Source organism: Shewanella sp. TB7-MNA-CIBAN-0143 (assembly GCF_040310065.1).
In the GTDB taxonomy this organism is placed as follows: domain Bacteria; phylum Pseudomonadota; class Gammaproteobacteria; order Enterobacterales; family Shewanellaceae; genus Shewanella.
Genome location: NZ_JBEOPL010000034.1, coordinates 1 through 24278, shown reverse-complemented (window position 1 = coordinate 24278; position 24278 = coordinate 1). Strand labels below are relative to the sequence as shown.

Below are 24278 nucleotides of genomic sequence, written 5' to 3'. Positions count from 1 at the left end.
TAATAACAGCGAGCTAGCCTGAATCTTGCATTTAACTAACTATACATTGTGCGCATACTTATGCGCACATTAGAACTTATGTTCAATACTAAGTCTTTGTAGGCATTGATTGTTCATTAACAGCCTAATGTTGCTTAATGTGTTGTTTAGCATCGTGCTTAGATTGCATGCTTTAACTATTTACGGCTTGTGCCTGCCAATTATTTAATCTCAGCAATATGATTTAATGGTTTGTTGAATGCACTTTGATGTCGTTCAGTTTGTGTGGTGTGTAAATACTGTGATGTGGTGTCGATGCTCTCATGACCGGCATCGGCCTGGACATGTGACAATGGGCGTCGGTTGATATTGATGTCATGCGTGATCCCAGTGTGACGAATATTATGCGCACTGAGTTTTCGCATAAGTTGGCTGTCGTGATCAAAACCATCTTTAGCGGCATTGTCTGCAGCTAAGTTAATCAGTTTGTCTATTTCGTCACGTATGTGGCGAATACCAAGATTGGCATTGATGACACCAGATTCACGTCCATGGGCTGCTGCTTTATGTCGGACAAATATAGGATGTTGATCGTTGATGTTGGGTAAATCACTGAGGCGCAGATAACGTCGATAATCAACTAGTCCAGCCAGCAACGCTTTTGATATAGCAATATTACGAGCTTTGCCGCTTTTAGAAAACGGTACGTGAAAATACCAGATACCAGAATGTGGATCTTGTCTGAACTGGCTCATGATGGGCGCATAACCTGCGCGTGCACTTATTTCCGATATGCGTAAGTAGCAGCTATATAATAGTGTGATGAGGAATAAACTGCGTTGATGCTGCTCTGGTTGAGTGTCTGCTAATTGGCTTACGGTGCTAATAACATACGACCATTGTAGCTCTGTAAACGCATGATGGTTGTTGTCTTCGTCGATGGTAAATTTACGTTTAATGGAGAATCGGCTGTGTTTAAGCCATAACTGAGCTGGGTTTCGCTCGGTGTATTCTTCGCTAATTAGATAGCCATAAAATGAGGATAATATTGCTATTTTAGTCTTCAATGCATTATCACTCAGTTGATATGGTAGGCATTTTCCGAGGTGTTTTTTACCAATAAACGGCCGCCATTGTGGGTTTGGCGAACGCTCCCCAGTGGCTTTATCGAGTTTGAATTGCGCTACATTGAAATAGCCTATTAGTGTTTGTGGCGGCGATTGGCAGTAATCGATGTATTTGGCGATGTCTTTACGCGTTACCGCAATTGGCGATAATGCGACGACGTCAAAACACCAATGAAGAAATGTGGTTAACTCGCTGCGGTAGGCTTTATAGTTGTTTTCAGACTGCTTTTGCTCAAATAACCAATCGGCACAGTGCTCTATGATGAGCCCTGCATCGGCCACTTTATCTATTGAAATTCGGGTAATGTACTGATTAACGGATGCATTACCTTGTAAAACATGCTCTGCAGCATCAAATAGTGGTAATACTGGTGGCAGTTCATCAATGATATTGTAGGTCATATGAATAAGTCTAGGTTATTGATTATATTGCCTTATTATACTATTTTTTGCTTGATGCCGATAATGTTATTTATCGGCATCAATCGTAGCGATTTTTAATGATGAGTCTTGGATATGTTGATACTGCAATATCTTGGTCTGTTATTAACTGCTGCATACAATAATCTACTGCTGTTATTGGCTTGCACGCCTGCTGGCATTGCTTGTTGTGACATGTAGACCTTTTTTGGCAGCTCCATAAACACAATTGCCAAACCGTTTGTTTACTTGCCCTGTCTAGGCACTGTAAGTCTGCAGCACATAAATGACCTGCTTTGATTAATTGGGCCACTTTATCTGCATCGATAGACACATTTATTCTGTTCATGTGTGCTCCTTATTTCACGCTACTCTTTTTCATAACGTTATTGCTCTATTCCCTACTCACCCTGAAAAGATGAATGCTGTAGCTTAATAATACATTAATGAGAATAGTTATCAATTGCATTGTCGCTGTTCTAACCACTTCTGTGCTGTTGATCATATATAAGCGCATATAAAGGCTCACTTAAAATGTTTAATCGACAAGTGCTGTTGAGCATTAATGCAATATGATGCCAGTACTAGTCATAAGATTCGAAGTGAAATGAAATATACACAGTAGGAGTGAAGTTTTTGACGGAATGACACTGAAACTAACCATAATGACTATTAAATAGGCCTATTTAAGACCTTTGCTATAGTGAAATGAAATACCTAAAGCCATTAAATTACCTCTGCCCTAGCCCACAAAGGTATAGTCATCTGCATATATAAGTTAGCGATAACGTTAGTTGTTATCGTTAGTTGTTATCGTTATCGGCTAAGAAATCATACATTAGTGTACGTGGTTGTTGTTGGTAATCAAATGAGACAAATACGCGCCACACCATATAATTACTGCTGCATGAGCCAAAAATAACTGGACCTTGATAGACATTATCTTTTATTTCGGACAATGAAACTGGGATAATACCCATGAACATGTCGCGACCTTCTATTCTCATTGAAATATTAGTGATCTTTTGATTACTGGAAAGCGTAACTATTAACGGTTTTTCGCTTGGGGTATTGATGGGGTCAATCAGTAAACCGACTTGCAAGTCGGCCACCTTTTTGTAACATTCCCCAACAGAAAACTGACATAACGTTTTATCGATGACTAAATTAGCGTGTTCTTGTGTTTGTGGTTTGTCACAGGCTACTAAAAACATTAACAAAATATTTAAAATGATAATTCGGACAAGTTTGTGCACAATTTTTAACCTTTATAGTTGAGTTAGTAACATTATCTTTCACAGATTGATCTAGATCAACTTTGATGCCTTTTGGTAAGTATCTTTTTTGACTTAGCTCAAGTATCATTACACCGTCTCATGATAGAGAGAATTAACATGAGGTAACACCTTGACATATGGCATTAAAAACAGCATTAAACAGCTGGTTTTATGACCACATGTTAATCTAACTGGTAAAGTTCGCTTTACTAAATATTAAAAGTATAAGTAATAAGCCGTGGAAGCATTATGATGAACCATTCCCAGTCTACAGGCGCTGATTACAACTACACTATTGTCCGCCAATTTGCACTAACCACAGTTTTGTGGGGAATCTTTGGCATGTCAGTGGGTGTATTGATTGCGGCTCAGTTAATCTGGCCACAACTGAACTTCGACACTCCTTGGTTAACGTATAGTCGTTTACGACCATTACACACCAATGCGGTGATTTTCGCGTTCGGAACATCAGCTCTTTTCGCTACATCCTACTATGTTGTGCAACGCACTTGTCAAATCCGTCTTTTTGCGCCCAAATTGGCCGCATTTACGTTCTGGGGTTGGCAAGCCGTTATTATTGCAGCTGCTATCACTTTACCAATGGGTTTTACCCAAGGCAAAGAATATGCAGAATTAGAATGGCCTATCGATATCGCGATTGCGATTATTTGGATTAGCTATGCAATTGTATTCTTTGGCACAATCGCTAAACGAACGACGTCCCACATTTATGTGGCCAACTGGTTCTTTGGTGCCTTTATCATTACTGTTGCAGTACTTCACATTGTTAACTCAATGGCGGTACCAGTAAGCTTATTTAAGTCTTACTCTCTGTACTCCGGTGCAGTCGATGCGATGGTTCAGTGGTGGTACGGTCATAATGCGGTAGGCTTCTTACTTACTGCTGGTTTCTTGGGGATGATGTATTACTTCGTGCCTAAGCAAGCTGGTCGCCCAGTGTATTCGTACCGTTTATCCATTGTCCATTTTTGGGCGTTGATTGCGTTATACATTTGGGCCGGTCCTCACCACTTACATTACACTGCCCTTCCTGACTGGACTCAGTCATTAGGCATGGTAATGTCATTAATTCTATTCGCACCTTCTTGGGGCGGTATGATTAACGGTATTATGACCTTGTCTGGTGCGTGGCATAAGCTGCGTACAGACCCTGTATTACGTTTCTTAGTTGTTTCATTGTCTTTCTACGGTATGTCTACCTTCGAAGGCCCAATGATGGCAATCAAAACAGTTAATGCATTATCTCATTATACTGACTGGACTATTGGTCACGTTCACTCTGGCGCGCTAGGCTGGGTGGCAATGGTGTCTATTGGTTCTTTATATCACTTAATTCCAGTGCTATTTGGTCATGGTCGTATGTACAGCATGAAGCTGGTTAACGTCCATTTCTGGTTAGCGACTATCGGTACTGTTTTATATATCGTTAGTATGTGGATTTCTGGTGTTATGCAAGGTCTTATGTGGCGTGCGGTTAACTCTGATGGAACACTAACTTATAGTTTCGTTGAGAGTTTAGAAGCCTCGTACCCATTCTACTTTGTACGCTTTATTGGTGGTTGTTTCTTCTTAACTGGTATGTTCATTATGGCCTATAACGTTATTCGTACCGTTAAAGCGTCTAAAGATTCATTACCTGCTATTGCAGAAGCTTAAGGAGCAGATTCGATGAAATTTAATCATGAATTAATTGAAAAGAATGTCGGCCTGCTTGCTATCTTCACTGTCATCGCCATTAGTTTTGGTGGTTTGGTGCAGATTACACCACTGATATTTCAGAAAGACACTACTGAAGCCGTTGAAGGTCTTATTCCTTACACTGCTTTGCAGATTGAAGGTCGTGACATTTATGTTCGTGAAGGTTGTTACAACTGTCACAGCCAAATGATCCGTCCTTTACGTGCTGAAACAGAACGTTATGGTCATTATTCTGTTGCTGGCGAGTCTGTTTGGGATCACCCTTTTCAATGGGGTTCTAAGCGTACTGGTCCTGATTTAGCCCGTGTTGGCGGACGTTACAGTGATAGGTGGCACGAAGTGCATTTGCTTAATCCTCGTGACGTTGTACCACAGTCAAACATGCCTGGTTTCCCTTGGTTAGCTGAAAATAAGCTAGACGGCGAACTCACTGGTGACAAGATGACTATTCTACGTAATCTGCACAAAGGCGGTTACAAAGGTAATGATCTTTACACTGATGAAGAAGTTGCTGGCGCTAAAAAAGCGGTTGAAGGCAAGACAGAAATGCAGGCGCTGATCGCTTATTTGCAATCTTTGGGTCACGCACTCAAATAGGAGGCAATAATGGATTACGGTACTTTTCAAGGTATTTTAACCATAGTTGTTATGGTGACTTTTGTAGGGATTTTCTTCTGGGCATACAGTAAGCATAGCAAGTCAAAATTTGACGAAGCGGCTAACTTGGTGTTTACAGAAGATGAACTTGCAAAAATGTCAAAAGACTCGGGAGATCAGAAGTAATGATTATGAGTAACTTCTGGAGCATTTGGATTTCTGTACTGACGATTGTGGTCATTGCTGGTTGTTTTATCCTTCTTAAACTGGTTAATAATAATTACACCGGTGTAGAAGAAGGTAAATCAATGGGCCACAGTTTTGATGGTATTGAAGAACTGAACAACCCACTACCAAAGTGGTGGGCGTACATGTTCTATTTAACCATCGTATTCGGTGTGATCTATTTAGCTCTATATCCAGGCCTAGGTAACTACAAAGGTCTGTTTGGTTGGACAAGTTCAAACCAAAGTATTGGTACTGAAAATGGCATTAAAGCTGACTCAGCTGCAGCGCTTGAAGCAGCAAAATCGGAAAACCGTTTATCTCAGTATGACCGCGAAGTGGCACACGCTGAAGAAAAATACGGTCCAATTTTTGCGGCTTATTTAGCGACACCGTTAGAAGAGTTAGTGAAGGATCCTGAAGCATTGAAGGTGGGCGGACGTTTGTTTTTACAAAACTGCTCACAGTGCCATGGCTCTGACGCTCGCGGTTCTAAAGGCTTCCCTAACCTTACCGATGACGATTGGTTATATGGTGGTGATTTAGCCACTATTAAAACTACTCTGATGAACGGTCGTAACGGCATGATGCCTCCAAAAGGTGGTTTACCTATCGAAGACAGCGAGATTAAAGGTCTAGCTGAATACGTGATTAAACTATCTGGTGGCGAACATGACGAAGCGTTAGCTGCTCAAGGTCAAGGTTCATTTATGAAAGGTTGTTTTGCATGCCATGGTATGGATGCAAAAGGCAACAAGTTCATGGGTTCGCCTAACCTGACTGATAATGTTTGGTTATACGGCGGCAGCCGCGGTGTGATTGCTGAATCTATCATTAATGGCCGAGTAGCGGTTATGCCAGCATGGAAAGACATTCTTGGTGAAGAGAAAGTCCATGTCATTACAGCTTATGTTTATAGCTTATCAAACAAATAGTTACTTATAAGTAACATCTAGGCCTCGATATTATCGAGGCCTTTTTTTTAAGTGATTATTAAGCCATTAAGGGGTAAAATAGCCCCCGAATTATTACCACCATTTTAGGACGAATTATGTCGGATCAACTCCCTTGGTATAAACAGTTTTGGCCTTGGTTTTTAATCATTTTGCCAATGTGTGCGGTTATCGCTAGTTTAACTACATTAAAGATTGCTTTAGATAATTCTGACTCATTAGTTGCTGAAGATTATTATAAACAAGGCAAAGCCATTAACATGGATTTGCGTAAGATAAAGTACGCTCAACAGATTGGGATGAAATTTTTAGTTACCGTTGCCGATCAAGAATTAAAAATTACTCAACAAGGCGGTCCTGAATATCGTGCGGCATTGAATGTTCAGTTTTATCATCCAACGATTGAAGAAAAAGATTTCAGCCTTAATGCAACTGCCGATGCTAATTATGTTTATCACATCCCATTAGATGCTGCGATTACCGGCCCTTGGGAAGTGCGCATAGAAGGCTTTGATGCTAAATGGCGTATACAACAACGTATTGATATTAAAGATGACGTTGAATATTGGCTAAATTAATAGTAAATCCATTAAGTCTTTGAATGATGACATATTTAATTAAGCTGGTATAAATAGATGACATCTTGCTTTCATTGCAATGAGCCGGTGCTAACGGGTGAACAGTTTACAACCGTGATTAATGGGCAACCACAACCTATGTGTTGCCCAGGTTGTCAGGCGGTTTCACAAGCGATTATGGATGCTGGCTTAAGCAGCTATTATCAATTTCGTAGTGAGCCAGGCAATCGTCAAACTGCTTTGATCCCTGAGCAATTATCGCAGTACAGTGCTTATGATTTACCTGAAGTTCAACAAGACTTTGTTCATAAACAAGGTGCTATTGATTCAACCTCTTTGTCTATCGACGGTATTACCTGCGCTGCTTGTGCGTGGTTAATTGAACATAAACTCAAACCTATTGCTGGAGTCACTAATGTGTTGGTTAACTCAACCACACAACGCGCGTTAGTGAGTTGGGATAGTCAAATTATTCAGCTCAGCGAAATTTTGCAGATTATCAGTAAAATTGGCTATCAAGCTGCGCCCTACCAAGTTGATGAGCAAGAAAAACAATCAAAAGCAGACAGTCGTAAATTTTTACTCCGCCTAGGACTTGCAGGTTTTGCCACCATGCAGGTGATGATGTTTGCCCTCGCCTTATACACTGGATACTTTACCGACCTAGATGTTGAGTTTCGGGATTATTTTCGTTGGGTTAGCTTAATTTTTGCTACTCCAGTGGTATTGTATTCTGCGCAACCCTTTTATTTCAGTGCGCTTCGTAGTCTATTAAGTGGCAAGCTTAATATGGATGTCTCTGTCTCCATCGCGATTTTAGGTGCTTATGTCGCCAGCTGTGTCGCGACAATTCAGGCCAATGGCGAAGTGTATTTTGAATCAGTATCCATGTTTACCTTCTTCTTATTACTTGGCCGTTATTTTGAACAAACAGCCAGACAAAAAGCCTCCGTCAGTTCGAGTAATTTACATAAACTGGTCCCTTTGACCGCACATTTATACCGTGACGGCGAAATTACAGAGATCGCTGCTAAACAGCTAGTCATTGGCGATATTATTTTGGTCAAACCTGGTGAGGTGATTGCAGCAGATGCTGAGGTGGTTGCAGGCCTATCAAGCGTCAACGAAGCGATGTTAACCGGTGAACAAATGCCAATAGGCAAACAGGTATCTGATACTGTCTATGCTGGAACCATTAATGTAGAACAACCTCTTGAATTAAAAGTCACTGCGTTAGGTCAAGATCAGCTAGTGGCTGAAATTATTCGCTTACAAGAACTTGCATCAAACAACAAACCGGCCATCGCTTTGGTGGCCGACCGTTTAGCTCGATACTTTTCCGCGACCATATTATCGATAGCAGCAATAACTTATTGTGTTTGGTTATTTATTTCTCCTGATGATGCCTTTTGGATCACCTTGTCGGTATTAGTTGCCACTTGTCCGTGTGCCCTCGCCCTTGCTACGCCGACAGCAGTGACATGTGCGACGGCTATTTTTACCAAGTTAGGCGTGATTCCGCGCAAGGCCGGAGTTTTCGAAAAACTCACTAAAATTAATCATGTGGTGTTTGATAAAACGGGAACCTTAACCTGTGGCCATTTATCGATTGGTGAAGTACAAACCTTTGGCAAATATTCTTCAGAGCAAGTCCTATCGATGGCTGCTGCAATTGAACAAGGCTCTTTACACCCCATCGCATTAGCATTTAAGCCTTTTTTTGATAATAAACACTTTGTTGAAAATGTTGACCATCATATTGGATTGGGTATTCGCGCCAGTATCGGCCAACAGCAAGTTTGTATTGGTACGGTACAATTTGTTACCCCAGAGGTAAATATAGCGGCTTCGAAGGCAATAGAAAGTCAGTGGATTTATCTTTCCATCGATAATAATTTGGTCGCTAAAATTGAAATGCTAGATGAGCTAAGAGTTGATAGTTTAGCCACCGTAAATACATTAAAGGCGGCTAACATAACACTCAGTATTGCCAGTGGCGATAATTCGGGTCATGTTGAGTTTTTAGCAAGTAAACTTGGTATTTCTGATGTGCATTCAGGTTTATCGCCGCAAGATAAGTTAGCGTTAGTGAATCAATTACAACAACAGGCCAATGTGGCTATGTTTGGCGATGGTATTAATGACGCGCCAGTGCTCGCCGGAGCAAACTTGTCTGTTGCGATGGGAAGCGGCAGTGCTATTGCTAAAAACAGTGCCGACTTAATTTTACTGGGCGATCACTTATCACGTTTTAATGATGCTATCTTTGTCGCTAAGCAAGCCCAGCGAATAATTCATCAAAATTTGTTATGGGCTTTTGCTTATAACATGATTATTTTGCCATTGGCAGTTACTGGGCATGTTGCTCCTTATATTGCTGCGATTGGCATGTCTGTCAGTTCACTTATTGTGGTGAGCAACAGCTTACGCCTTCTTAGGATAAAGTTATGAGTATCATTTACGTATTAATACCTATTGCGATGTTGTTTGTATTGATAGCAGTCTCTATTTTCTTTTGGGCAGTAAAGTCTGAGCAATTTGATGATTTAGATAGACAAAGCGTGTCTATTTTATTCGATGAAGACGAAAACAGCATGAACAAAAACAGCAGTGCTAAAGCCGACTCTGCTAACGACAGCTCTGCAATTAATGATTTTCCAATTAACAGCTCTCCAATTAACCGTTCTGCTACTACCGATGTTGCCCAACAAAATACAGTTGGTTCTGCTGCTTCATCTACTACTCACACTAAACCAGAGTAAACCCAGTGATTGAATATAATGTTGGTGGTGCATTTATTGTTGGTTTAATGGGCGCTGCACATTGTTTTGGCATGTGCGGTGGATTAATTGGCGCTTTTTCAGCCAATATACCCACCAATGGCCAGACCCGCTTAGGCACGCAACTCACATTTTTGTTTGGCTACAATTTTGGACGTATTTTTAGTTACACAGTAGCGGGTGCGATTGTCGGTGGCAGTGTCTCAGCCCTTGGTCATTTATTTGATGTTGATAGTTATTTAATTTTTTTGCGAATTGTTGCTGGCACCATGATGATTCTTACCGGGCTTTATATTGCTCAGATATGGTTTGGCATTGTACACATTGAAAAAGTCGGCAAAATATTGTGGCGATATTTACAACCGCTGACGCGTAAATTCATACCTATTACTCATCCATTGCAAGCTGTTATGGCTGGTATGGTATGGGGTTGGCTCCCCTGCGGCCTTGTGTACAGTACATTAACTTGGTCAGTTGCATCTGGTAGTGCATTACAAGGTGGCTTAATTATGTTTGCATTTGGTTTAGGGACTTTACCTGCTCTATTCGCTGCAGGATTAGCCGCTAAAACCTTGGCTCAATGGGTACAAAAACGGGCAGTAAGATTATTCAGTGGCGGGCTTTTAGTGTTATTTGGATTGCAAACGCTTTACATCGCTTTTAATCAACTAAACTAGTTTATAACGGTCAAATATGCATTTATTGTCGTTAAGCTAGAGGCTATTTTTAAGCGGCTTAACAGATATTGATCTAAAGATTTTTATCTTTAAAATCAATGGTTATAAGTTAAGCTGTTAAGTATGTAGAATCATTTTTAAATACATTTTACTGACAAACTTTGGTATCTACAATGTGTTGAAACGAAGTGAGTTACAACTGTGATTTAAAATGCGATGATTGCAGCGTCCATTCTCTTCATATAGTAAGTGCGACTCTGATGTTGAAGAGTACCTTATTAATGCAGAATGGTATAACATAGTAACGTCTTCATAAATTGAGATTGGGTATGCCTTCAGATTTGATTAAAGCTCGACGTCCATCTACTACCGGTTGCGCCATTCATTGTCACGACTGCAGTATGGAAGCCCTGTGTATCCCTTTTACGTTAAACAATGATGAGCTTGATAAACTCGACAGCATTATTGAACGTAAAAAACCCATTCAAAAAGGTGACCTTATCTTTAAGTCCGGTGACGTGCTTAAGTCATTGTATGCAATTCGCTCCGGTACAATCAAAAGTTATACCATTACTGAGCAAGGTGATGAGCAAATTACTGGATTCCATTTGGCGGGTGACGTCATTGGTTTTGATGGTATTCATGCACAACGTCATCAAAGCTTCGCCCAAGCCTTAGAAACCTCAATGGTCTGTGAAATCCCCTATGAAACTTTAGATGATTTATCTGGATCTATGCCTAAGCTACGCCAGCAAATTATGCGTTTAATGAGCAATGAAATTATGAGTGATCAAGAGATGATCCTATTGCTTTCAAAGAAAAATGCTGAAGAACGTTTAGCTGCATTTATCAATAACCTCGCTAATCGCTTTGGTAATAGAGGTTTCTCGCCTCATGAATTTCGTCTGACAATGACTCGTGGTGATATCGGCAACTATTTAGGCTTAACAGTTGAGACAATTAGCCGTTTATTAGGTCGGTTTCAAAAGTCTGGTTTAATTGAGGTTAAGGGTAAGTATATTTCTATTATCGATCACTCATCGTTAAGTACCCTTGCTGGAAATGCTCGCATCGCCACTTAAATTTGATATATATGATCTATCTCAAAGTTTATTTATTAGCAAACGGTAATACTATCAATAGGTAATGTAAATAAGAACTCAACAGCTTTGGAGGTTATATGAAGGATTATAAAAAGATATTAGTGGTGATTAATCCTACAACGGATCATCAACCCGCATTGGCACGTGCTGTTGAATTAGCGTCAAAAAGTCAGGCAGAGATAACTGCATTTTTATCCATTTTTGACTTCTCATATGAAATGACTTCAATTTTGTCCAGTCAAGAACGTGAAGCGATGCGCCAAGGTGTTATTGATCAACGTGTCGCTTGGTTAGAAAATGCCATAGATGGTTTTAGTAAATTCAATATAAAAATTAATACCGAAGTTGTGTGGCATAACCGCCCTTTCGAAAGTGTGATTAATCATGCGATGAAAGGCAATTATGATTTAATTGTTAAAAGCACCCACGTACACGACAAATTAAAAGCTGTAATTTTTACACCTACAGATTGGCATTTAATGCGTAAATCTCCTGTTCCTGTTTTATTAGTCAAAGAACACGATTGGCCAGTGGCTGGAAAAATTGTTTGTGCGGTTAATGTGGTGAGTGAAGATGAAGATCATCAAACGCTTAATGGCAAAATCATTAATCATGCACTCGATTTAGCCAAAAAATTCTCTGCTAGTGTTCATTTAGTCAATGGTTACCCTGGTACGCCAGTAAATTTAGCCATTGAATTACCCGACTTTGATGCCAATGTGTATAACAACACAGTGCGGATGCAACATGAGCAACGAGTACAATATTTAGCTCAAGCCTATAATATTCCGCTTGAAAATTGCCATGTTGAAGAAGGTTTGCCTGAAGATGTGATTCCAGAAATGGCGACAAAATTAGATGCAGAATTAGTGGTCCTTGGTACAGTTGGTCGCACTGGTTTTTCAGCGGCATTAATTGGTAATACTGCTGAACATGTCATCGACAGCATTAATTGCGATTTGTTAGCGATTAAACCTGATGGGTATAAATCACCTTTAGAAGATTAGTCTCCAATAGAATAGGTTAACTACTTTACCCTGACCTCGAATACTGGAATAATACGCGCCCTGAAACACTTGGTTACTGGGCGCATTTTTATGTCTGAAGTTGATACAATCGCTAAACAAAATATTACTCGTATGAATAAACTGCAAAAGCGTCTACGACATGAAGTCGGTTCAGCCATTGCAGACTACAATATGATCGAAGATGGTGATCGTGTTATGTGCTGCGTTTCCGGCGGCAAAGACAGCTACACCATGCTGGATATTTTATTAACCCTTCAACAACGTGCCCCTATCAAATTTGAAATTGTGGCCGTTAACCTAGACCAAAAGCAACCAGGTTTTCCTGAGCATGTGCTGCCTGCTTACTTAGATAAGTTAGGCGTGGCTTATCATATTCTCGAAAAAGATACCTACTCTATCGTTAAAGAAAAGATACCTGAAGGCAAAACGACATGTTCACTTTGCTCTCGTTTACGTCGTGGTACTCTTTATGGATTTGCCCAACATATTGGCGCCACAAAAATTGCTTTAGGTCATCATCGCGACGATATTATTGAAACCATGTTTTTGAATATGTTTTATGCTGGCAAACAAAAAGCCATGCCGCCTAAACTATTGTCTGATGACGGCGCCAATATGGTCATTCGTCCATTGGCCTATTGCCGTGAGAAAGATATTGAAGAATATTCGACCCTAAAATCATTTCCTATTATTCCTTGTAACTTATGTGGCTCACAAGAAAATTTAAAACGTGGCGCAGTTAAAGACATGTTACAAATGTGGGATAAGCAACATCCTGGGCGTATTGAAACTATTTTTACTGCAATGCAAAATACCTCACCATCACAAGGTGTTGATCGCGAACATTTTGATTTTAAATCATTAAAGCGTAACCCAGATGCCGTAAATACTGGTGACGTAGCTGATGCCGACTTACCTGCTTTTGATTTTGTCGATATCAGTAATAATGGTCACATCAATTTAGACATTAGTAATCGAATCGATGTGGTGGCGACATTTAAGCCATAATAAATAGACTAGCTGTTAATAGATAAACAAAAGGCGTTGATATCAACGCCTTTCTTTTATTATTTATCCCGAGTTCAGACTACTGGGTTACGAGAGGACTCACAACACTGGGTTTGTGGGTAAATGAAATGTTTTTTATCTGATTGATTTGTTCGAGTGTTAAAGTGTATTTTTCGTCAGCTATTGATTCTACTTTATCAACAACAACCTTAACTGTTATGCCATCTGCTTGTATTTCAGCAAACTCAAACGTGAGTCCATTAATCGGTTTTCTAAAATACTTCATCGGAAAACCTTGTAATCCATCAAGTAATTTATTCATGTCATCGGTTAATGCTAATAGTTCTGTTTGAGTAAAATGTTGTTTCGTTTCTTTAGCGCGAACTTGCATGGCAATCCCACACTGTGCTGCATCACCCACCACATTAATATTGACTAAGCCGCGGTCTGATTTCAGCTGTGGATCGTAAGGAATAAATAAACGTTGTTGTTTGGTATATGTTAACGGGAACTGTTCTTTTTCAGTGGTAATACTGCCTGACACTATGATGCAATCAGGTGTGATAGGAACACTAAAGGCTAGCTCAACTAAAGGATAGTTTTGCTTATTCACTTGCTTTAATCGATCATAAAAGCCGTTGTACTCTAAAGAAACCGTTTCAGCAAAACTGCTATTCACTATAAAAATAGTCGATATAAAAATAAATCCGTTAAGTAGCGTACGATTACGCATTAGCTTTGTTCCCTTGTAAATATGGCTTATTGTGTTTAAGCATTTCGAGGAGTTCATCAATGTACTCATCTTTTCGTTCTGAATAATTCATTAACCCATAAACCAATTTCTCGGCTGTTGGTTTAACTTTTTGAGCCCGTAAATCGGCACGAATAGAACGAAATAAACGATACGCGGAATTGGTGTTTAAATTGATCATGTAAGCAATAATGGAATCTTTGGGTGAATCAAATACTGCAACCTCATGGATTTTTCCATCAGCTCGCGCTAATGGCACTAAACCACAGCCTTCAATAAAACACCATTGACCAAAGAAGTTAAACCCGTCGACAGCAAAACGTGAACTGCCCCAACCGCTTTCATTGGCAGCTTGAACTAATACCATATCAACCGGAATAATATCGATACGCTTTAATAATGGCATTAAGGTTATGCGAGTAATTGCTTTAACATCATATTGATATTTTTCAAGAATGGTTGTTAGCCTATCACTATCATTTTCACTTAGTCCTAAGCCATTATCAATTTGCTCAATAACAGCCAGTAAAAATTGACGATCGTGAATAATAATCTGATTTTGTGCTTCAATGGCCGGACGTAAAAAATCAAAAAATATTTGCTTTTTAGTGGCAATATCTTCTATTTCAGCAAATAACGGCACCTTACCTAGATCAATATTATTCAGCTGACGTTCACCAGGTGCTACAGATATCTGGCTAGTATTAGGAAAAATAAAGAGTCGCATCGCCAACAAAGCAACAACGGCTAAGCCTAACGCAAAAGTCACTTGACCCACATTGCCTATCTTCAACAGTACCTGCCTTATCAAAAATTCATTTCAACTTATAAATCACGCTAATTATAACCTTAATAAACGATAGGATACAGTAAACCACTTTTGTAGAGTCTGTGCTTGTCCGTTATTGATCACGATACGTTAAGTCAGCGTCTACAAAAACTAAAATTAATTACACTTTAATGACCATATCCAGTTAAAATCATTATACGTGTTTACGGGGCAGTCATTTATGACTGTGAATCGTCTTATTCAACAACTCAAGGATTTGAGAACACATTATGTTGAATCAAAAGTTCAATAATTATCATCATGTGGTAGCCATCGGTGGCGGGCATGGATTAGGCAGAATTCTTGCCTCATTATCTTTTTTAGGTCCGAGATTAACGGGAATTGTTGCAACGACTGATAATGGTGGTTCTACTGGTAGGCTTAGGCAAGATCAACAAACTATTGCTTGGGGGGATTTACGTAATTGTCTTTCCCATCTTGCACATCGTCCATCGTTAGGTTCAATGTTATTTGATCATCGTTTTACGGGTGACAATGAACTTTCGGGGCATAATTTAGGTAACGTCGTATTACACGCACTTGATCAACTTTGTGTAAGACCACTTGAAGCGGTTAACTTAATTCGTGGCTTACTTAAAATTGAGACACAAATTATTCCAATGTCGGAAGCTTCTACTCATCTTGTGGCACTAACCCACTGTGGTAATAAAGTGTTTGGTGAACTTAATGTCGATGGCATGAAGGAAGCGCCGATTGCATTATCATTAGAACCTGAAGTTGAAGCGACATTAGAGGCATGTAGTGCACTAGCAAATGCTGATTTAATTATTATCGGCCCAGGGAGTTTTTTAACCAGTATACTGCCACCTTTATTGCTGCCACAAATAGCCAAGAGCATTCGTGAGTCGAACGCACATGTTATGTTAATTGATAATTTAACCGCTGAGTATTCACCTGCAAGCACGTTTAGTATTGAAGATAAAATTGCTTGGTTTAACCAGGTAATAGGCAAAGAAGTGATTGCTGATGTTATTCAGCATGGAAATGAAATTAAGTTGTCTCATTCCAACATTAACGGTGTTCGTTTTAATCACTTTCCATTAATCAGCCAACATCATCCAGGGTTACATGACAAAACAGCATTAGCAGAAGCGATTAGCCAAGTTTGTGACTTACACCTTAAGCCGATTGATTTGGCTGAATACCGTCATTGCAATATGACATAAAACTTATCGATATTGGCTATAGTCATATCGAAGCTCATGGTGTTTAATATTCGTTATGAATTCTGTTGATGGAGCATACTGCTCGCAGAAGTGATTTGATGGAGTTAAACATTTGGCTAACGTGCAACTTTGTGAAATATGAAATGGTCAACACAAAAATGGCTGCATAATGCAGCCATTTTTATATCCCAATAGCTAAGACTAAATCACTTGAGCTATGGCTTTACACACCGCTGGGATATTATTTTTCGTTAACCCAGCTACACTAATACGACCAGAACCGACAATGTAAATAGCGAACTCATCTTTTAAACGAGCAACTTGGCTTTTGTTCAGACCAGAAAAACTAAACATACCGTTTTGACGAGAGATGAAGCTGAAATCTTGTTCGACACCTTCAGCTTTTAGACTTTCGACAAATAAACTGCGCATTTCAGCAATGCGTTCACGCATTAGCGTCAATTCTATTTCCCATTCTTGGCGCAGTGCAGCATCCGCTAAAATGGTACTTACAATCAATCCGCCATGTGCCGGAGGATTAGAATAATTTGCGCGGATAGTTTTTTTAATTTGGCTAAAGCTTTTTACTGCATCATCTTGATTTTCAGCAACGATGGTTACCGCACCAACGCGTTCGTTATATAAACCGAAGTTTTTAGAAAAAGAGTTTGCAATTAATAACTCTGGTACTACAGCAGCAACTGTACGTAGACCTTGTGCATCTTCATCTAGACCAGCACCAAAACCTTGGTAAGCAAAATCAAATAACGGTAACAATGATTTTTCTAAACAAACCTTGGCGACGAGTGTCCATTGTTCAATCGATAAATCGATACCCGTTGGGTTATGACAGCAACCATGAAGTAAAACCACATCACCGGCATCCGCATTGGCTAAATCAACTAACATTGAATCGAAATCCATATCGTGTGTTTCAGCTTTGTAATAACGGTATTCTTTAACGGTTAATCCTGCGGTTTCAAAAATATTCTGGTGATTAGCCCAAGTAGGATTACTAACCCAAATGGTTGTTGACTTGGTATTTCGGACTAGAAACTCTGATGCAACCCGTAATGCCCCTGTTCCACCGGGTGCTTGAGCTGTTACAGCTCGTTTATCCGATATAATTTGGCTCTCAGGCCCAAAGAGTAATTCTTGAACCACTTGATTGTAAGCTTGTACACCTTCAATACCGAGGTAATTCTTGGTCTTTTCGGTTTCAAGTAAAATAGCTTCAGCTTTTTTTACAGAAGATAATATCGGCGTTTGCCCTGCTTCATCTTTATAAATGCCGACACCTAAGTTGACTTTGTGTGAGCGAGTATCTGCTTTGAAAGCATCTGTTAAGCCTAAGATCGGGTCTGCTGGCGCAAGCGTGACTTGAGAAAAGATCATTACAACTATCCTAAGTGAGGTGAAGAGACTAATTTTGTTTAGTTATACCATTGTATGCCGACAGTGAGTAGTGAGATTTTTAATAGTTGAGATAATTTTATGATAAAGTGAACATTCCTCAAATTTATGTACACGATAATGGTTATTTCGTTAGTTATCCTGTCACTTCCTGCTATTAGTATTATCTCCCTGCCAGAACAGGGAACACTATTCTGACTGCTAATTGCTTTTTATTTGGTGAGTAACGTTAGATTCATTTTTAATCGCTAAGTGATTTAGCGTTACTTCTGTCAGAAGATAGTAAAATGAAAGTTTCGATATGATATGGATGACTATCAGACAATATCTTGTTCTGTAGTTAATATTACATTACAAAAAAACAGTTATAGAATTGCGAGGACTTTATTAAGTCCATCTTGTCGTTTAACGGATATAAAAAAAGGAACCCGAAGGTTCCTCTTTTTAAAGCGACTAAACTAATTACTTAGTTAACGCTTCTTTTGCTTTTTCAACTAAAGTTGCAAAAACAACTTTGTCGAAAACAGCGATGTCAGCCAAAATCTTACGATCGATTTCAATAGACGCCTTTTTCAAGCCGTTAATGAAACGGCTGTAAGACAGACCATTTTGACGAGACGCTGCATTAATACGTGCAATCCATAACTGACGGAATTGACGTTTTTTCTGACGACGGTCACGGTAAGCATATTGACCAGCTTTAGTTACTGCCTGAACAGCAACACGGTAAGTACGGCTACGAGCGCCATAATAACCTTTAGCTAATTTTAAAACTTTCTTGTGACGAGCACGTGCGGTTACACCACGCTTAACTCTTGGCATTTTCTAAACTCCTAAATTAAGCGTATGGTAGTTGACGCGCGATTGCTGGAACGTCAGATTTAGCAACTAAACATTTAGCACGTAAGTGACGCTTACGCTTAGTGCTTTTCTTGGTCAAAATGTGACGTAAGTGTGCTTGCTTGCGCTTGAAACCATTAGCGGTTTTCTTAAAACGCTTCGCTACACCCTTGTCTGTTTTCATTTTAGGCATTTCTAAAACTCCGCATTGGGACGTTAATAAACGTAAGGCGAGCAAAAGCCTCAAGAGACTTTTGCTACTTTAGGGTTGCCCTACTATTTCTTTTTAGGTGCTAGCACCATAATTGCTTGTCGACCTTCCATTTTCGGGAAAGATTCAACAACCGCATACTCTTCCAAATCAGCCTTGATACGGTTCAAAAGATCCATACCTAGGTTTTGGTGTGCCATTTCGCGACCACGGAAACGCAGCGTAATTTTCGCTTTGTCACCATCTTCTAGAAAACGAATCAGGTTGCGTAGTTTTACCTGATAGTCGTTTTCATCAGTGCCAGGACGGAATTTAATTTCCTTAACCTGGACCTGTTTCTGCTTCTTCTTTTGTTCTTTTTGAGCTTTCGCTTTATCAAAAAGGAACTTACCGTAGTCCATTATGCGACAGACAGGTGGCTCAGCATTGGGACTGATCTCTACAAGATCAACTCCGGCTTCATCTGCAACGTTCTGAGCTTCTTTTATACTTAATATACCAATTGGCTCACCATCTAAACCTGATAAACGGACTTCAGGTACACCAGTGATTTCATCATTGATTCTATTAGGGGCTGGCTGTCGCCCTGCTGTTCTTTTGATCTTTATGACCTATTCCTCCAACAATTTGAGACTACGGAGCGAAATCTGTTGACGTATCATCGCGGCGAAATCTTCTAGTTTTAACTTGCCTAAATCGATACCGTCACGCGTACGCACCGCTACTTCCTTATTTTCCATTTCTTGATCACCAACGACCAATAAATAAGGCACACGTCTTAGGGTGTGTTCGCGTATTTTAAAGCCTATTTTCTCATTCCTCAAGTCAAAAGATGCTCGAATACCCTGTTCTTTGAAGAATTTAACGATTTCTTCAACATAATCAGCTTGTTTATCGGTAATGTTCATTACAACAACTTGCATTGGAGCAAGCCATGTTGGAAATTTACCTGCGTATTCTTCTATCAATATACCTATGAAACGTTCTAAAGAACCTAAAATAGCACGATGGATCATTACTGGCGTCTGGCGACTGTTGTCTTCTGCGACATAAGTGGCACCCAAACGAGTCGGTAATGCATAATCGAGTTGTACTGTACCACATTGCCACGCACGATCTAAACAGTCATGCAAAGTAAATTCGATTTTTGGACCATAAAAAGCGCCTTCACCCGGTAATATTTCATATTTAATATTATTATTGGCAAGAGCTTGCTTTAAAGCGTCTTCAGCTCGGTCCCACATATCGTCATCACCAATACGCTTTTCAGGGCGAGTTGACAGTTTAACCACGATATTATCGAAACCAAATGTAGCGTATGTGTCGTATACCATTTGGATACATGCACTGACTTCATCTTGCACTTGATCATCAGTACAAAATACATGAGCGTCGTCTTGAGTAAAGCCACGTACACGCATAAGACCATGAAGTGAACCTGATGGTTCGTTACGATGACAACAACCAAACTCTGCCATACGTAATGGTAAGTCGCGATAAGATTTTAACCCTTGGTTGAAAATCTGTACATGACCTGGACAGTTCATTGGCTTAATCGCGTATTCACGGTTTTCGCTGTTAGTGGTGAACATGGCTTCTGCGTATTTATCCCAGTGGCCAGAACGTTCCCATAAAACCCGGTCCATCATTAGAGGGCCTTTCACTTCTTGATAAGTGTATTGACCTAACTTTTGACGAATGAATTTCTCAAGTTCTAAAAATATGCTCCAACCATCGTTATGCCAAAACACCATTCCTGGTGCTTCTTCTTGCATATGGTACAAATCTAGTTGCTTACCAATTTTACGGTGATCACGCTTAGCCGCTTCTTCTAAACGCACTAAATGCGTTTTAAGGGCTTTTTTGTCAGCCCATGCTGTGCCGTATATACGTTGCAGCATTTTGTTATCAGAGTTACCACGCCAATACGCACCAGCAACGCTCATTAACTTAAAGTTTTGACAAAAACGCATGTTTGGCACATGTGGACCACGACACATGTCGATGTATTCTTCGTGGTGATAAAGCGCTGGTGTTGCGTCTTTACTGATGTTTTCATCTAAAATAGCTATTTTGTATTCTTCACCGCGTTCGCTAAAAGCATCACGAGCGTCTTGCCAAGATACAACTTTTTTGACCACATCGTAGTTAGTTTTAGCTAACGAAAGCATACGCTTTTCTAAGGCTTCTATATCCTCATGCGTCAGCTTATGATCTAAGTCGATGTCGTAATAAAATCCGTTGTCGATAACCGGGCCGATTGCCATTTTGGTTTCAGGCCACATTTGTTTGATCGCGTGACCTAATAAATGCGCACAAGAATGGCGAAGGATTTCAACACCCTCTTCGTCTTTGGCCGTGATGATAGCTAACTCTGAGTCTGCAGTGATTAAGTCAGTTGCATCTTTTAATTCACCGTTTACGCGGCCAGCAATACACGCTTTTGCTAAACCAGGGCCGATGTCTAATGCAACATCAAGAGTCGATACAGGATTGGCAAACTCACGTTTGCTGCCATCAGGCAATGTAATAATAGGCATTAAAAATTCCTTTTCCAGTGGTGACCCACACGTAGGGCCACATGGTAATTAAGTATGTTCTTTTTGAACGAGAGCACGCTAATGAAATCAAGACAGTACAGGAGTCTTAGTTACCCAAAAACGCAAGTCTCTATTCTATGTGATAAGCGGATTATTGCGCAACCATGGTGCGATGAATAACTGCAATATATGAGGTATTCAACAACATTCATTGGTTAAGATGACTGTATTGGTCAGCAGTGAATATGACTTTAGCCCACCTTTATTGTGTCTTGCATTTAGAGGGTGTTTGTTGTTATAAAAATGACTATTTAGTAAAAATTAAATATATTGATTACATTAAATACTGATTATTAAACAAAAAACCATAAAAATAGACTTTAATCTTAGTTTTGAGTGAATAATATTGATTTGTATCTAAATCATGCTTAGGGATGACCCAAAATATAAAATGCTCACTATACTTACTGAAATGAGTCAGTGAGGAGTACTAGCAATGAGATTACTTTCGCGTGCCATTTGTTGCCCGCATTGCGGGCATCATCAATATGTCACTTTAGATGCAAGTTCTGGAGATCAAGAATATTACGACGACTGCCGTATTTGTTGTAATCCAATACACATTCGAATGCACCTAGATGATAACCGCCGAACAATTGAACTTCATATCGATTCTGACGATGAACAAATTTATTAATGCCTAGCTCGCCTGCTTAATCTTCAAAGCAGGCAAGTTAATATAGATAATTATTTTAGGTGATTATGTTGGGTGATTATGTTGGGTGATTAGGCGAGTTGCTTTTTAGCAAGAATTCGCTCCACAGTATCAACAATAACCTGTGTTTGACTGTCTATTTCGATATTAATCTTGTCGCCAACGTTATAATGATTCAAATTAGTTAACTTTAAGGTTTCTGGAATTAAATGCAGTACAAAACCACTGTCACTGACTTTACCTACCGTTAAGCTACAACCGTTTATTCCCACAAATCCTTTATAAAAGATGTAGTTCATCCATTGTGAGTCAACCTGTAATTCAATATTGTAATGCTCGTCGGTGTTACTGACAGCCTTAACCGTGGCCAGAGTATGTACATGGCCAGATAAAATATGCCCACCGATCTCAGTTCCAAACGTTAACGAGCGCTCAATATTAACCATGTCACCGACACTGGTATTACCTAGGTTAGTTACGGCTAATGTTTCTTCCATTACATCAAAAAAAACCTTATCATTTAGTATCTTGGTTACGGTAAGGCAAACCCCATTATTAGCTACGCTAGCACCTGTCACTAATCCTTGGGTTAACGGTGGTGTCATTGCAACTTCAAAGGTTTTAAGACCTGCAGCATTGTTAATCGATACCACTTCACAAGTGGCTTGAACTATACCAGTAAACATAATTCTCTCGTTCCGTTATAGGTTTTTTAATGAATAATACAGGTTTTCAAATTTCACGCTTGATAAAATTAGCGCTTCCTGTGCTGATAGCTCAAGTGACTCAAACCATGATGGGTTTTATTGACACAGTGATGGCTGGTAGAGTGAGTGCAGTAGATATGGCTGCCGTTGCTGTTGGCACCAGTCTGTGGTTACCTGCAATCTTATTTGTTCAAGGCTTGTTAATGTCCTTTACCCCTGTATTTTCACAGCATCATGGGGCTAATAATCAACAAATCATTCCATCACTCATTTTTCAGGCGGGTTATATTGCCATAATAGGTGGTATTGGGGTGATGTTATTTCTCGCATCTTCAACATATTTGCTCGACTTTATGCATTTAGAGCCAAAACTGCATTTATTAACAGTAGGTTACATAGATGCCATTTTGTGGGGTGCCCCAGCCTTCGTGTTGTATCAAGTATTACGCGGTTGCAGTGAGGGGATTTCTTATACCATGCCGACAATGGTGATAGGCTTCATTGGGTTAGCAGTCAATATACCCGCTAATTACGTGTTTATTTATGGTGGTTTTGGTATTCCTGCAATGGGCGGTGCTGGTTGTGGTGTTGCAACTGCATTAGTCTTTTGGGCCATGTTAGTTGCGATGATTATTTACATGTTAGTTGATAAAACATTTAAACAGCTCGCGCCATTTAAGCATTTTTACCGTCCTCATTTAGCCAGTATGTGGTCTATGACTAAATTGGGTATGCCAATTGCGATGGCATTATTTTTTGAGGTCAGCCTGTTTGCTATTATCGCGTTATTTTTAGCTCCATTAGGCGCTAATGTTGTTGCAAGCCATCAGATTGCCCTTAACTTCTCGTCAATTGTCTTTATGCTGCCACTATCTATAGGTATTGCTGTCTCGATACGAATTGGTTATTACCTTGGCCGTGGGCAACCAGAAATATCGGCTTTAGTCGCAAAAGTGGGTTTATGGTTATCATTCACCCTAGCCATTTTTACCGCCCTATTAACCGTCACCTTTAAGCATCAAATCGCCTTGTTGTATAACGATAACCCTGAAGTGGTCGCTTTAGCTGGTAGTTTAATGATGTTAGCTGCGTTTTATCAGATATCAGATTCAATTCAAGTAGTCGCCGCTGGAGCATTACGTGGTTATAAAGATACTCGAAGTGCTTTCTATATCACCTTGTTTTCATATTGGGTGATTGGTATTACTACAGGTTACATTTTAGGTTATACCAATTTTATTTTTGAACCTATGGGCGCACACGGATTTTGGATTGGATTAATTGCTGGCTTAACTTCGGCAGCAATTTTGTTTGCAATTAGATTGAAATACATTCAAAAGAAAGGATTTGAGTTTCAACAGATTGGCGAATCTAATTGATTTTTTGAAGCTTAAGCGACTCACATTGCTTAAGCTTGAATCAAGTTGCACAGCAAATCACCATTTAGACATATAAATGTTTTTTTTGCTTGCATGCAACAGCCTATCCCCATTAAGATAGCGTCCGCTTCGAAGCAAAAGATTTTAAAGTGCAACGTTAAACAATACACCCGTAGCTCAGCTGGTTAGAGCACTACCTTGACATGGTAGGGGTCGGTGGTTCGAGTCCACTCGG

At 39.7% G+C, this 24278-nt stretch carries 25 protein-coding genes; 14 read left to right on the top strand and 11 right to left on the bottom strand.

What is annotated here, in order from left to right; genetic code table 11:
- Window positions 1-200 precede the first annotated feature (200 nt).
- The 3 genes from AAEY97_RS20195 to AAEY97_RS20185 all read right to left on the bottom strand — a co-directional run bounded on the left by AAEY97_RS20195 (window position 201) and on the right by AAEY97_RS20185 (window position 2782).
- Window positions 201-1508 (bottom strand): tyrosine-type recombinase/integrase, encoded by a 1308-nt coding sequence (locus tag AAEY97_RS20195; protein WP_351001043.1) that lies wholly within the window; start codon window positions 1506-1508, stop codon window positions 201-203.
- 79 nt (window positions 1509-1587) lie between these two features.
- Window positions 1588-1875 (bottom strand): hypothetical protein, encoded by a 288-nt coding sequence (locus AAEY97_RS20190; RefSeq protein WP_101088285.1) that lies wholly within the window; start codon window positions 1873-1875, stop codon window positions 1588-1590.
- 454 nt (window positions 1876-2329) lie between these two features.
- Window positions 2330-2782 (bottom strand): hypothetical protein, encoded by a 453-nt coding sequence (locus AAEY97_RS20185; RefSeq protein WP_101088284.1) that lies wholly within the window; start codon window positions 2780-2782, stop codon window positions 2330-2332.
- A 270-nt stretch (window positions 2783-3052) separates the two neighbouring features.
- Between AAEY97_RS20185 and ccoN the strand changes: the two genes are divergently transcribed.
- From ccoN to ttcA, 11 genes are all read left to right on the top strand, one after another.
- Entirely contained in the window at window positions 3053-4480 is a 1428-nt protein-coding gene (gene ccoN, locus AAEY97_RS20180) for a cytochrome-c oxidase, cbb3-type subunit I (RefSeq protein WP_101088283.1), read from the top strand.
- Window positions 4481-4492: 12 nt separating this feature from the next.
- A complete protein-coding gene (ccoO, locus tag AAEY97_RS20175; protein WP_101088282.1) occupies window positions 4493-5119 on the top strand; it encodes a cytochrome-c oxidase, cbb3-type subunit II in 627 nt (208 codons plus the stop codon).
- A gap of 9 nt (window positions 5120-5128) precedes the next feature.
- Window positions 5129-5305, top strand: coding sequence for a cbb3-type cytochrome oxidase subunit 3 (locus AAEY97_RS20170; RefSeq protein WP_011637473.1), 177 nt, complete (start codon window positions 5129-5131; stop codon window positions 5303-5305).
- A gap of 5 nt (window positions 5306-5310) precedes the next feature.
- The gene (gene ccoP / locus AAEY97_RS20165) at window positions 5311-6279 is read left to right on the top strand and encodes a cytochrome-c oxidase, cbb3-type subunit III (protein ID WP_192114919.1); all 969 of its coding nucleotides are present in this window, start codon (window positions 5311-5313) and stop codon (window positions 6277-6279) included.
- Between the two features lie 116 nt (window positions 6280-6395).
- Entirely contained in the window at window positions 6396-6875 is a 480-nt protein-coding gene (locus AAEY97_RS20160; RefSeq protein ID WP_101088281.1) for a FixH family protein, read from the top strand.
- Window positions 6876-6932: 57 nt separating this feature from the next.
- Window positions 6933-9326 (top strand): heavy metal translocating P-type ATPase, encoded by a 2394-nt coding sequence (locus AAEY97_RS20155; RefSeq protein WP_192114921.1) that lies wholly within the window; start codon window positions 6933-6935, stop codon window positions 9324-9326.
- A complete protein-coding gene (ccoS, locus tag AAEY97_RS21605; protein ID WP_192114922.1) occupies window positions 9323-9637 on the top strand; it encodes a cbb3-type cytochrome oxidase assembly protein CcoS in 315 nt (104 codons plus the stop codon). Before AAEY97_RS20155 ends, ccoS begins: the two co-directional genes overlap by 4 nt.
- A gap of 5 nt (window positions 9638-9642) precedes the next feature.
- Window positions 9643-10332 (top strand): urease accessory protein UreH domain-containing protein, encoded by a 690-nt coding sequence (locus tag AAEY97_RS20145; RefSeq protein ID WP_192114923.1) that lies wholly within the window; start codon window positions 9643-9645, stop codon window positions 10330-10332.
- 329 nt (window positions 10333-10661) lie between these two features.
- Window positions 10662-11414, top strand: coding sequence for an electron transport transcriptional regulator EtrA (gene etrA / locus AAEY97_RS20140; protein WP_101088277.1), 753 nt, complete (start codon window positions 10662-10664; stop codon window positions 11412-11414).
- Window positions 11415-11512: 98 nt separating this feature from the next.
- Window positions 11513-12442 carry a universal stress protein UspE gene (gene uspE, locus AAEY97_RS20135; protein WP_101088276.1) on the top strand — a complete coding sequence of 310 codons (930 nt, stop codon included), beginning with the start codon at window positions 11513-11515 and terminating at the stop codon, window positions 12440-12442.
- Between the two features lie 90 nt (window positions 12443-12532).
- Window positions 12533-13471, top strand: coding sequence for a tRNA 2-thiocytidine(32) synthetase TtcA (ttcA, locus tag AAEY97_RS20130; protein WP_351001035.1), 939 nt, complete (start codon window positions 12533-12535; stop codon window positions 13469-13471).
- Window positions 13472-13550: 79 nt separating this feature from the next.
- Here ttcA and AAEY97_RS20125 read toward each other — a convergent pair whose 3' ends face one another.
- Together AAEY97_RS20125 and AAEY97_RS20120 are read right to left on the bottom strand one after the other, a co-directional pair.
- Window positions 13551-14204: a DUF2987 domain-containing protein gene (locus tag AAEY97_RS20125; protein ID WP_351001032.1), complete on the bottom strand. Its 654-nt coding sequence runs from the start codon at window positions 14202-14204 to the stop codon at window positions 13551-13553.
- Window positions 14197-15015, bottom strand: a complete 819-nt coding sequence (locus AAEY97_RS20120) for a glucosaminidase domain-containing protein (RefSeq protein ID WP_101088273.1) — start codon at window positions 15013-15015, stop codon at window positions 14197-14199. The genes AAEY97_RS20125 and AAEY97_RS20120 overlap by 8 nt, the downstream gene beginning before the upstream one ends.
- A 266-nt stretch (window positions 15016-15281) precedes the next feature.
- Here AAEY97_RS20120 and yvcK point away from each other — a divergent pair, with 266 nt between their 5' ends.
- Complete coding sequence (gene yvcK, locus AAEY97_RS20115) at window positions 15282-16238, top strand: uridine diphosphate-N-acetylglucosamine-binding protein YvcK (protein WP_101088272.1); 957 nt, start codon at window positions 15282-15284, stop codon at window positions 16236-16238.
- 201 nt (window positions 16239-16439) lie between these two features.
- Here the strand turns inward: yvcK and AAEY97_RS20110 are convergent, their stop codons facing one another.
- The 5 genes from AAEY97_RS20110 to thrS all read right to left on the bottom strand — a co-directional run bounded on the left by AAEY97_RS20110 (window position 16440) and on the right by thrS (window position 21242).
- Complete coding sequence (locus tag AAEY97_RS20110; RefSeq protein ID WP_182744483.1) at window positions 16440-17633, bottom strand: amino acid aminotransferase; 1194 nt, start codon at window positions 17631-17633, stop codon at window positions 16440-16442.
- Between the two features lie 480 nt (window positions 17634-18113).
- Complete coding sequence (gene rplT, locus AAEY97_RS20105) at window positions 18114-18473, bottom strand: 50S ribosomal protein L20 (protein ID WP_011637486.1); 360 nt, start codon at window positions 18471-18473, stop codon at window positions 18114-18116.
- A 16-nt stretch (window positions 18474-18489) separates the two neighbouring features.
- Window positions 18490-18684, bottom strand: a complete 195-nt coding sequence (rpmI, locus tag AAEY97_RS20100) for a 50S ribosomal protein L35 (protein WP_011496149.1) — start codon at window positions 18682-18684, stop codon at window positions 18490-18492.
- 83 nt (window positions 18685-18767) lie between these two features.
- Window positions 18768-19310 (bottom strand): translation initiation factor IF-3, encoded by a 543-nt coding sequence (gene infC, locus AAEY97_RS20095; RefSeq protein ID WP_081430133.1) that lies wholly within the window; start codon window positions 19308-19310, stop codon window positions 18768-18770.
- A gap of 3 nt (window positions 19311-19313) precedes the next feature.
- The gene (thrS, locus tag AAEY97_RS20090; RefSeq protein WP_162023125.1) at window positions 19314-21242 is read right to left on the bottom strand and encodes a threonine--tRNA ligase; all 1929 of its coding nucleotides are present in this window, start codon (window positions 21240-21242) and stop codon (window positions 19314-19316) included.
- Window positions 21243-21738: 496 nt separating this feature from the next.
- On the opposite strand from thrS, the gene AAEY97_RS20085 reads away from it, so the two are divergent.
- Window positions 21739-21939: a CPXCG motif-containing cysteine-rich protein gene (locus AAEY97_RS20085; RefSeq protein WP_101088269.1), complete on the top strand. Its 201-nt coding sequence runs from the start codon at window positions 21739-21741 to the stop codon at window positions 21937-21939.
- A gap of 89 nt (window positions 21940-22028) precedes the next feature.
- Here the strand turns inward: AAEY97_RS20085 and AAEY97_RS20080 are convergent, their stop codons facing one another.
- A complete protein-coding gene (locus tag AAEY97_RS20080) occupies window positions 22029-22643 on the bottom strand; it encodes a riboflavin synthase subunit alpha (protein WP_101088268.1) in 615 nt (204 codons plus the stop codon).
- Window positions 22644-22672: 29 nt separating this feature from the next.
- Between AAEY97_RS20080 and AAEY97_RS20075 the strand changes: the two genes are divergently transcribed.
- Window positions 22673-24043 (top strand): MATE family efflux transporter, encoded by a 1371-nt coding sequence (locus AAEY97_RS20075; RefSeq protein ID WP_182744482.1) that lies wholly within the window; start codon window positions 22673-22675, stop codon window positions 24041-24043.
- Window positions 24044-24278: the final 235 nt, after the last annotated feature.

Excerpts from the sequence above, each read along its gene's own strand:
- AAEY97_RS20075 (WP_182744482.1), top strand. The coding sequence starts at position 22,673 with ATGAATAATACAGGTTTTCAAATTTCACGCTTGATAAAATTAGCGCTT.
- ccoO (WP_101088282.1), top strand. The coding sequence starts at position 4,493 with ATGAAATTTAATCATGAATTAATTGAAAAGAATGTCGGCCTGCTTGCT.
- AAEY97_RS20160 (WP_101088281.1), top strand. The coding sequence starts at position 6,396 with ATGTCGGATCAACTCCCTTGGTATAAACAGTTTTGGCCTTGGTTTTTA.
- ccoP (WP_192114919.1), top strand. The coding sequence starts at position 5,311 with ATGAGTAACTTCTGGAGCATTTGGATTTCTGTACTGACGATTGTGGTC.
- rplT (WP_011637486.1), bottom strand. The coding sequence starts at position 18,473 with ATGCCAAGAGTTAAGCGTGGTGTAACCGCACGTGCTCGTCACAAGAAA.
- uspE (WP_101088276.1), top strand. The coding sequence starts at position 11,513 with ATGAAGGATTATAAAAAGATATTAGTGGTGATTAATCCTACAACGGAT.
- AAEY97_RS20125 (WP_351001032.1), bottom strand. The coding sequence starts at position 14,204 with ATGCGTAATCGTACGCTACTTAACGGATTTATTTTTATATCGACTATT.
- AAEY97_RS20195 (WP_351001043.1), bottom strand. The coding sequence starts at position 1,508 with ATGACCTACAATATCATTGATGAACTGCCACCAGTATTACCACTATTT.
- rpmI (WP_011496149.1), bottom strand. The coding sequence starts at position 18,684 with ATGCCTAAAATGAAAACAGACAAGGGTGTAGCGAAGCGTTTTAAGAAA.
- ttcA (WP_351001035.1), top strand. The coding sequence starts at position 12,533 with ATGTCTGAAGTTGATACAATCGCTAAACAAAATATTACTCGTATGAAT.
- ccoS (WP_192114922.1), top strand. The coding sequence starts at position 9,323 with ATGAGTATCATTTACGTATTAATACCTATTGCGATGTTGTTTGTATTG.
- etrA (WP_101088277.1), top strand. The coding sequence starts at position 10,662 with ATGCCTTCAGATTTGATTAAAGCTCGACGTCCATCTACTACCGGTTGC.
- thrS (WP_162023125.1), bottom strand. The coding sequence starts at position 21,242 with ATGCCTATTATTACATTGCCTGATGGCAGCAAACGTGAGTTTGCCAAT.
- AAEY97_RS20190 (WP_101088285.1), bottom strand. The coding sequence starts at position 1,875 with ATGAACAGAATAAATGTGTCTATCGATGCAGATAAAGTGGCCCAATTA.
- AAEY97_RS20170 (WP_011637473.1), top strand. The coding sequence starts at position 5,129 with ATGGATTACGGTACTTTTCAAGGTATTTTAACCATAGTTGTTATGGTG.
- AAEY97_RS20080 (WP_101088268.1), bottom strand. The coding sequence starts at position 22,643 with ATGTTTACTGGTATAGTTCAAGCCACTTGTGAAGTGGTATCGATTAAC.
- AAEY97_RS20085 (WP_101088269.1), top strand. The coding sequence starts at position 21,739 with ATGAGATTACTTTCGCGTGCCATTTGTTGCCCGCATTGCGGGCATCAT.
- AAEY97_RS20110 (WP_182744483.1), bottom strand. The coding sequence starts at position 17,633 with ATGATCTTTTCTCAAGTCACGCTTGCGCCAGCAGACCCGATCTTAGGC.
- yvcK (WP_101088272.1), top strand. The coding sequence starts at position 15,282 with ATGTTGAATCAAAAGTTCAATAATTATCATCATGTGGTAGCCATCGGT.
- ccoN (WP_101088283.1), top strand. The coding sequence starts at position 3,053 with ATGATGAACCATTCCCAGTCTACAGGCGCTGATTACAACTACACTATT.
- AAEY97_RS20155 (WP_192114921.1), top strand. The coding sequence starts at position 6,933 with ATGACATCTTGCTTTCATTGCAATGAGCCGGTGCTAACGGGTGAACAG.